The sequence below is a fragment of the Thalassobacter sp. genome (assembly GCF_982993085.1).
In genome coordinates this window covers 1-6,187 of the sequence record NZ_CEZFMW010000157.1, presented here as the reverse complement: position 1 = coordinate 6,187, position 6,187 = coordinate 1, and the positions used below count along the sequence as shown (strand labels likewise).

General features: G+C 59.2%; 7 protein-coding genes and 1 pseudogene. 3 read left to right on the top strand and 5 right to left on the bottom strand.

Annotated elements, in window-relative coordinates; all coding sequences use genetic code 11:
• Positions 1-44: 44 nt before the first annotated feature.
• Complete coding sequence (gene hpt, locus AC4GMC_RS16825) at positions 45-599, top strand: hypoxanthine phosphoribosyltransferase (RefSeq protein ID WP_487876174.1); 555 nt, start codon at positions 45-47, stop codon at positions 597-599.
• Here hpt and AC4GMC_RS16820 read toward each other — a convergent pair.
• The 3 genes from AC4GMC_RS16820 to speB all read right to left on the bottom strand — a co-directional run bounded on the left by AC4GMC_RS16820 (position 590) and on the right by speB (position 3,296).
• Positions 590-1,132 (bottom strand): hypothetical protein, encoded by a 543-nt coding sequence (locus AC4GMC_RS16820; RefSeq protein ID WP_487876175.1) that lies wholly within the window; start codon positions 1,130-1,132, stop codon positions 590-592. The genes hpt and AC4GMC_RS16820 overlap by 10 nt on opposite strands.
• Before the next feature lie 119 nt (positions 1,133-1,251).
• Positions 1,252-2,199 carry a lipoyl synthase gene (gene lipA / locus AC4GMC_RS16815; RefSeq protein WP_487876176.1) on the bottom strand — a complete coding sequence of 316 codons (948 nt, stop codon included), beginning with the start codon at positions 2,197-2,199 and terminating at the stop codon, positions 1,252-1,254.
• Between the two features lie 128 nt (positions 2,200-2,327).
• The gene (gene speB / locus AC4GMC_RS16810; protein WP_487876177.1) at positions 2,328-3,296 is read right to left on the bottom strand and encodes an agmatinase; all 969 of its coding nucleotides are present in this window, start codon (positions 3,294-3,296) and stop codon (positions 2,328-2,330) included.
• Positions 3,297-3,426: 130 nt separating this feature from the next.
• On the opposite strand from speB, the gene AC4GMC_RS16805 reads away from it, so the two are divergent.
• Positions 3,427-3,930, top strand: a complete 504-nt coding sequence (locus tag AC4GMC_RS16805; RefSeq protein ID WP_487879290.1) for a flavin reductase family protein — start codon at positions 3,427-3,429, stop codon at positions 3,928-3,930.
• Here AC4GMC_RS16805 and AC4GMC_RS16800 read toward each other — a convergent pair.
• Positions 3,927-5,045: an ABC transporter ATP-binding protein gene (locus AC4GMC_RS16800; RefSeq protein WP_487876179.1), complete on the bottom strand. Its 1,119-nt coding sequence runs from the start codon at positions 5,043-5,045 to the stop codon at positions 3,927-3,929. The two genes, AC4GMC_RS16805 and AC4GMC_RS16800, sit on opposite strands and share 4 nt — an antisense overlap.
• A 16-nt stretch (positions 5,046-5,061) precedes the next feature.
• Positions 5,062-5,265: a hypothetical protein gene (locus AC4GMC_RS16795; RefSeq protein ID WP_487876198.1), complete on the bottom strand. Its 204-nt coding sequence runs from the start codon at positions 5,263-5,265 to the stop codon at positions 5,062-5,064.
• Between AC4GMC_RS16795 and AC4GMC_RS16790 the strand changes: the two are divergent.
• Positions 5,200-6,187, top strand: a pseudogene (locus AC4GMC_RS16790) (NAD(P)/FAD-dependent oxidoreductase); the annotation flags it as partial. The gene AC4GMC_RS16795 and the pseudogene AC4GMC_RS16790 overlap by 66 nt on opposite strands.

Genomic DNA, 6,187 nt, shown 5'->3' with positions numbered 1-6,187 from the left:
CTTTGCGCGGAAGATTCAAGGAAAACCGCACCAAGAGGGGCATAATGGCGCAACCCTATGTCATCGACCAAATGATCAGCGCCAAGGCAATTGCCGCGCGGATCGAAGAATTAGCCCGAGATATCGAAACCGTTTTTGCAGAAACGGACAAGCTGGTGGTGGTGGGCTTGCTGCGCGGCTCATTCGTGTTCATCGCCGATTTGGTGCGCGAGCTGGACCTACCGGTCGAGGTCGACTTTCTAGAGGCCTCCTCCTACGGGGACGGTATGGAAAGCTCCCGCGAGGTGCGGATACTCAAGGATTTGCGCGGTGAAATCGCGGGCCGCGACGTGTTGGTGGTTGAGGATATCGTCGACACCGGCTTTACGCTGCATCATGTTCTCAAGCTGTTAGAAACACGCGGCCCTGCCCGGCTGCGGACAATCGCACTGCTCGACAAACCTGCCCGTCGTGAAGTGGACGTAAAGGCCAGTTGGACAGGCTTTGAAATCCCGGATGAGTTCGTGGTCGGCTACGGCATCGACTACGCACAGCGCAATCGCAACCTACCCTTTATTGGCAAGGTTCGGTTTACAGGCCCCGATCCAGATCACGGCTGATTCATCCGTAGATGACGCAAGTTGCGCAGCTCTTGGGGCGCGGCGGCATTGGCGGCGATCCCACGTGCCTTGATCCGTGCGCGCATCAGCTGCTGTGAACAGGCCACAAGGATGGAACCCGTTATCGCCGTTCCTGCAATGGATTTGAGCATGAGTGGCACAAGGCTTGCCAATTCGGCACCGTTGGGCACCAATCCCGATCGCAGCACTAACGGCACGGTCAGCGACAGGTAGTAGGTAAACCCCACGATGATTACGGACTTTAGCGCCCCAGCAATGATGCTGCGCGGGGTGCGTAGGAAACCGGGCGTAAGCGGGGGCAACAGCAGGAACGTGCCCACAAAGGCCAGCACCACAATCGCGCGCAGCGGGTCAAAACCAAACGACAACGTCGCCAGCAGCGGATTTGCAACGTCCAACCATTGCACCGCGATATACGCCAACCCCAAGAACGCGAGCGCGTAGAGCCGCAGGATGATCCAGTTGAGCGCGGCATAGGTTTTGATCAAGCCGCCATCTTTTGGGTGTGCCATGTGTTTCTCCCTCTCAGCTGGTGATGAGGGAACTGTGGGCGGCAACTTAGGCGCGAATGCGGCAAGCCTTTGGCGATTTGTGTAAAGGTTTAGGGGCCGCCCGCTGCGACCCCTGAATATCAACCGAGTTTCGCCAAACGGGCCGCCCGCAATTTGGCGAAATCATCGCCCGCATGATAGCTAGAGCGTGTCAAAGGCGTGGCCGAAACCATCAAGAACCCTTTGCCATAGGCGGCTGTTTCGTAGGATTTGAATTCATCCGGCGTCACAAAGCGATCCACCCGGTGGTGCTTTGGCGTCGGTTGAAGGTACTGACCAACCGTCAGAAAATCGATGTCCGCGGCACGCATGTCATCCATGACTTGCAGCACAGATTGGCGATCCTCGCCCAAGCCGACCATAATGCCCGACTTGGTGAACATCGTCGGGTCCAGTTCCTTGACCCGCTGCAACAACCGCAACGAATGGAAGTAACGCGCGCCGGGGCGCACCTCGGGGTATAGGCCCGGGACGGTTTCAAGGTTGTGGTTAAACACATCCGGCTTAGCAGCCACGACGATTTCAAGCACCGCAGGATCACACTTGATAAAATCTGGCGTCAGAATTTCGATGGTCGTATTGGGCGATTGGCGACGGATCGCGCGAATGGTTTGCGCAAAGTGTTCCGCGCCGCCATCCTCAATATCGTCCCTATCCACCGACGTAATCACGACGTGGTTTAGGCCCAGTTTCTTGACTGCATCTGCCACCCGGCCCGGCTCAAACACATCAAGGTCTTCGGGCGGTTTTCCCGTAGCAATGTTGCAGAACGTACAAGCGCGGGTGCACACCTCGCCCATGATCATCATGGTCGCGTGCCCTTGGGACCAACATTCCCCCGCGTTGGGGCACCCTGCCTCTTCGCACACGGTGGTCAGTTTGTGCTCGCGCATGATCTTGTAGGTGTCTTGATAGCCTTTGCCGACCGGAGCCTTGACCCGAATCCAATCAGGTTTCTTGGGCTGTGGCGCATCTGCACGGCGTTGTTTCTCGGGATGCCGCTGTTCAGGGATTTTCAGGTCACGCATCGGGTCGGCTCCTTGGGCGCGGATCACGCGCTTCGCTTGCTGCATCAGAAGGCTTAGTTGAGCATTGAACTATATACCGCGCGCCAAAAAATCCAGTGGCGCATTGCCGCGACTGCAACATTCCCGTCCTAGCCAGTTTGGCGGCGGGTCCAGCACCACAGACAAATCAGCTCCATCGCGACATGGGCCCCTGCGATCGCTGTGGCCCCCGTGGTGTCATAGGGGGGCGACACCTCGACCACATCGCCGCCCACAATATTGATCCCGGCCAAATCCCGCAGAATCGCGGCCGCTTGGCCTGAACTGAGGCCGCCCCAAACGGGCGTGCCTGTGCCGGGCGCAAAGGCAGGATCAAGGCAGTCGATATCAAACGTCAAATAGGCCGGGCCATCACCCACGATCTCTTTGACCTGAGCCGCAACCGCGCCCGGTGCGGCTTCGTGCACCGCGCGGGCATCAATTGTCGTCACACCCAGTGTGTCGGGGTTCACGGTGCGAATACCAATCTGAACCGAGCGTTTGGGATCAACAATCCCCGACTTCACTGCCTTGTAGAACATGGTGCCATGGTCCACGCGGGTCATGTCATCGTCGGGCCAAGTGTCGGAATGCGCATCGAATTGGACCAACGCGAGGGGGCCGTATTTCTCCGCGTGGGCTTGCAGGATTGGGAAACTCACGTAGTGATCCCCGCCCAACGAAATCATCCCTGCGTCTTGTTCTAGGATACTGCGGGCATGGGCGCGCAATGCTTCTGGGAAATCGGCTACTTTCGCATAGTCAAACGCCAGATCTCCGTAGTCCGCGATGGCAAATTCCGACAACGGATCGAAATCCCAGTAATAAGGCGGATCAAAGGTTTGAAGGCTCGATGCTTCTCGGATCGCGCGGGGGCCAAATCGGGTGCCGGGCCGGTGCGTCACCGCTTGATCGAACGGAATACCCGTGACAGCCAAATCGAACCCGGTCAGGTCTTTGGTGTATTGCCGTCGCAAGAACGATGTTGCCCCACCAAAGGCATTCTCAAAGGCAAGTCCCCTTGGATCACCGGGAGCAAAGGCTCGATCAACATTGCTGCGTGCTTTCGCGAGTGACATCTGCGTTCCCTTCTTGCGACTTGCCGCCATCAAAACCATACCCGCAGCAGACTGCCAAGCAGAGTCGCACAATTTAGGGTCGACGCCACGCGTACCCGTCTTATCTAGTGCCTCAACGTAGGAGAGCATGATGCCAGACACCGCCTTGCGGGCCGATTTCGTCAACGGGATGTCGCGTGCCGCGGCAACCGTCACTGTGGTCACAACTGATGGCCCCGCAGGCCGGGCCGGTGTGACGGTCTCTGCGATGACCAGTATTTCCGCCGATGGCGACGCGCCCACGATGTTGGTTTGTGTCAACACGACCAGCAGCGCCGCAGCCCCGATGATGGAAAACAAGGCGTTTGTGATCAACTTGCTTGAAGCCAGCCAGCAGGACGTGGCCAACGTGTTTGCCAGCCGCCTCCCCGCACCTGGCGGCGATAAGTTCAACGCAGTATCCCACGTGCCGCTAAAAACCGGTGCCCCAGCCTTGGACGGCGCACTTGCGTCGTTCGATTGCACGCTCAGCAGCGCGCAACTGGTGGGCACGCACTATGTGGTGATTGGATCGGTCGTCGCCGTGCGCCTGCGCGATGAGGGCAAGCCGCTTGTCTATGGCATGCGCTCTTACTTGCGCGCCGAGCCCGCCTAGCTCGCGGCGCGGTCCGGCAGGTCCTGCGGGGCCACCTGCCCCCTCGGAAACACAAAACACCTGTCACGCCGGATGCTAAGCCACAGCGCGGTGCCGGGTTTTGGCAGGAACACGGCGGGCACCGTCGCCTTGACCATCGCGCCACCCGCCACCGTGAATTCAACAAGGCTTTCGCGCCCCATGAACCGCGCCCTGTGCACGATCCCGCGCGCAGGCGTGCCGTGTTGCGGTGTAGGCGCAGGGCCACGGCCGTTACGATCAAAGTCGAGTGAGACGTGCTGTGGCCGGAATACGATATCAACATTGGTGCCATCGCCTACGCCGGGCACCAGAAACTCACCAAAGGGTGTATGGGCAAGACCTGCCTGAACTTGACCCTCTAGTACATTGACATCGCTAAAAAATTCAGCCGCACGACGATCCGCAGGTTGGTTATAAATATTATACGGCGCGGCGCGCTGCACGATTTTTCCGTGGCGCAGCAACGCAATCTCATCTGCCATGCGCATCGCCTCATCTGGTTCATGCGTGACCAGCAACACCGCACTGCCTTCTTCCTTAAGCAGTTCCAGCGTCGCATCACGGATCCCGTCCCGCAGGCGGTTATCCAACCCGGAAAACGGCTCATCCATCAACATGATGCGCGGGCGTGGCGCAAGTGCGCGGGCCAAGGCCACGCGCTGTTGTTCTCCGCCGGACAACATATGGGGGGCCTTATTGCCAAAGCCCGACAGGTTCACGCGTTCAAGCAGTTTGTCCACGCGCGCCGTCCGCTCCGCGCCTGTGGCCTTGAGACCGAAACCGATGTTGTCAGCAACACTCATGTGCGGGAACAGAGCAAAATCTTGGAACATCAGACCGATGCCCCGCGCTTCCGGCGGGACAAAACGACCGGGTGCCGCCACGATATGACCATCGATCAGGACCTCGCCTGCGTCTTGGCAATCGACGCCCGCGATAATCCGAAGTGTGGTGGATTTCCCGCAACCCGACGGTCCCAATAGACAGGTCACTTGGCCCGGTGCCACGCTCAACGAGATGTCATCGACAACACATGTGCCCTCAAAACGGCGCACAAGGTTGCGCACTTCTAAGCGGGGCGATGTGTCGGGCACGGCGGTCTCCGGTGTCTTATTCTGACAAAATCACTTGGGACGTATCAGCCACGCGGAACCGAGGCAAGACGCAGGCTGTCCGGTATATGTCGCGGACGGGCAGGACGATCCCAACGGCCCACGACAAGTTGCCCAAAACTGGCTGGAGCAGAACATGGAACAAACAACCCGAGTATGTGTGATCGGCGGCGGTGTCGTCGGGGTCTCGGTCCTGTATCATTTGACCAAACTTGGGTAGTCCGATGTGATGCTGTTGGAACGCTCTGAGCTGACGAGTGGATCGACATGGCACGCAGCGGGTGGGTTTCATACGCTGAACGGCGACACCAACATGGCCGCGTTGCAGGGCTATACGATCCGCCTGTACCGCGAATTGGAAGAGCTGACCGGCATGTCCTGCGGGCTGCATCACGTCGGTGGCGTCACGCTGGCCGACACGCCTGAGCGGTTTGATATGCTGAAAGCCGAACGCGCCAAGCACCGTTTTATGGGTCTAGAGACCGAAATCCTCAGCCCCGAGGAAATTGCCCGCGTAGCCCCTGTCACTAACATCGAAGGTATCTTGGGCGGGCTTTACGATCCGCTGGATGGGCACCTTGACCCCTCGGGCACGACACACGCCTACGCCAAGGCCGCACGGATGGGCGGGGCTACGATCCAGACGCATACCAAAGTGCTGGAAACCAATCCGCGCCCCGATGGCACATGGGACGTCGTGACGGACAAGGGCACGATCCACGCTGAGCACGTGGTGAACGCCGCAGGACTGTGGGCGCGCGAAGTCGGCGCGATGGCGGGCCTCGCCCTGCCCCTGCACCCGATGGAGCATCAATACCTCGTCACCGACGAAATCCCCGAAATTTATGAGCGCGATGCAGAGCATCCCCATGTGATGGATCCCGCGGGCGAAAGCTACTTGCGCCAAGAGGGTCGCGGCCTGTGCATCGGATTTTACGAGCAAACCTGCCGCCCATGGGCTGTGGATGGCACACCGTGGGATTTCGGGCACGAATTGCTGGCAGATGATTTCGACAAGATCGAGGACTCGATCGCCTTTGCCTACAATCGGTTCCCGGTGCTGGAACGCGCAGGCGTCAAATCCGTGATCCACGGGCCGTTCACCTTTGCCCCCGACGGCAACC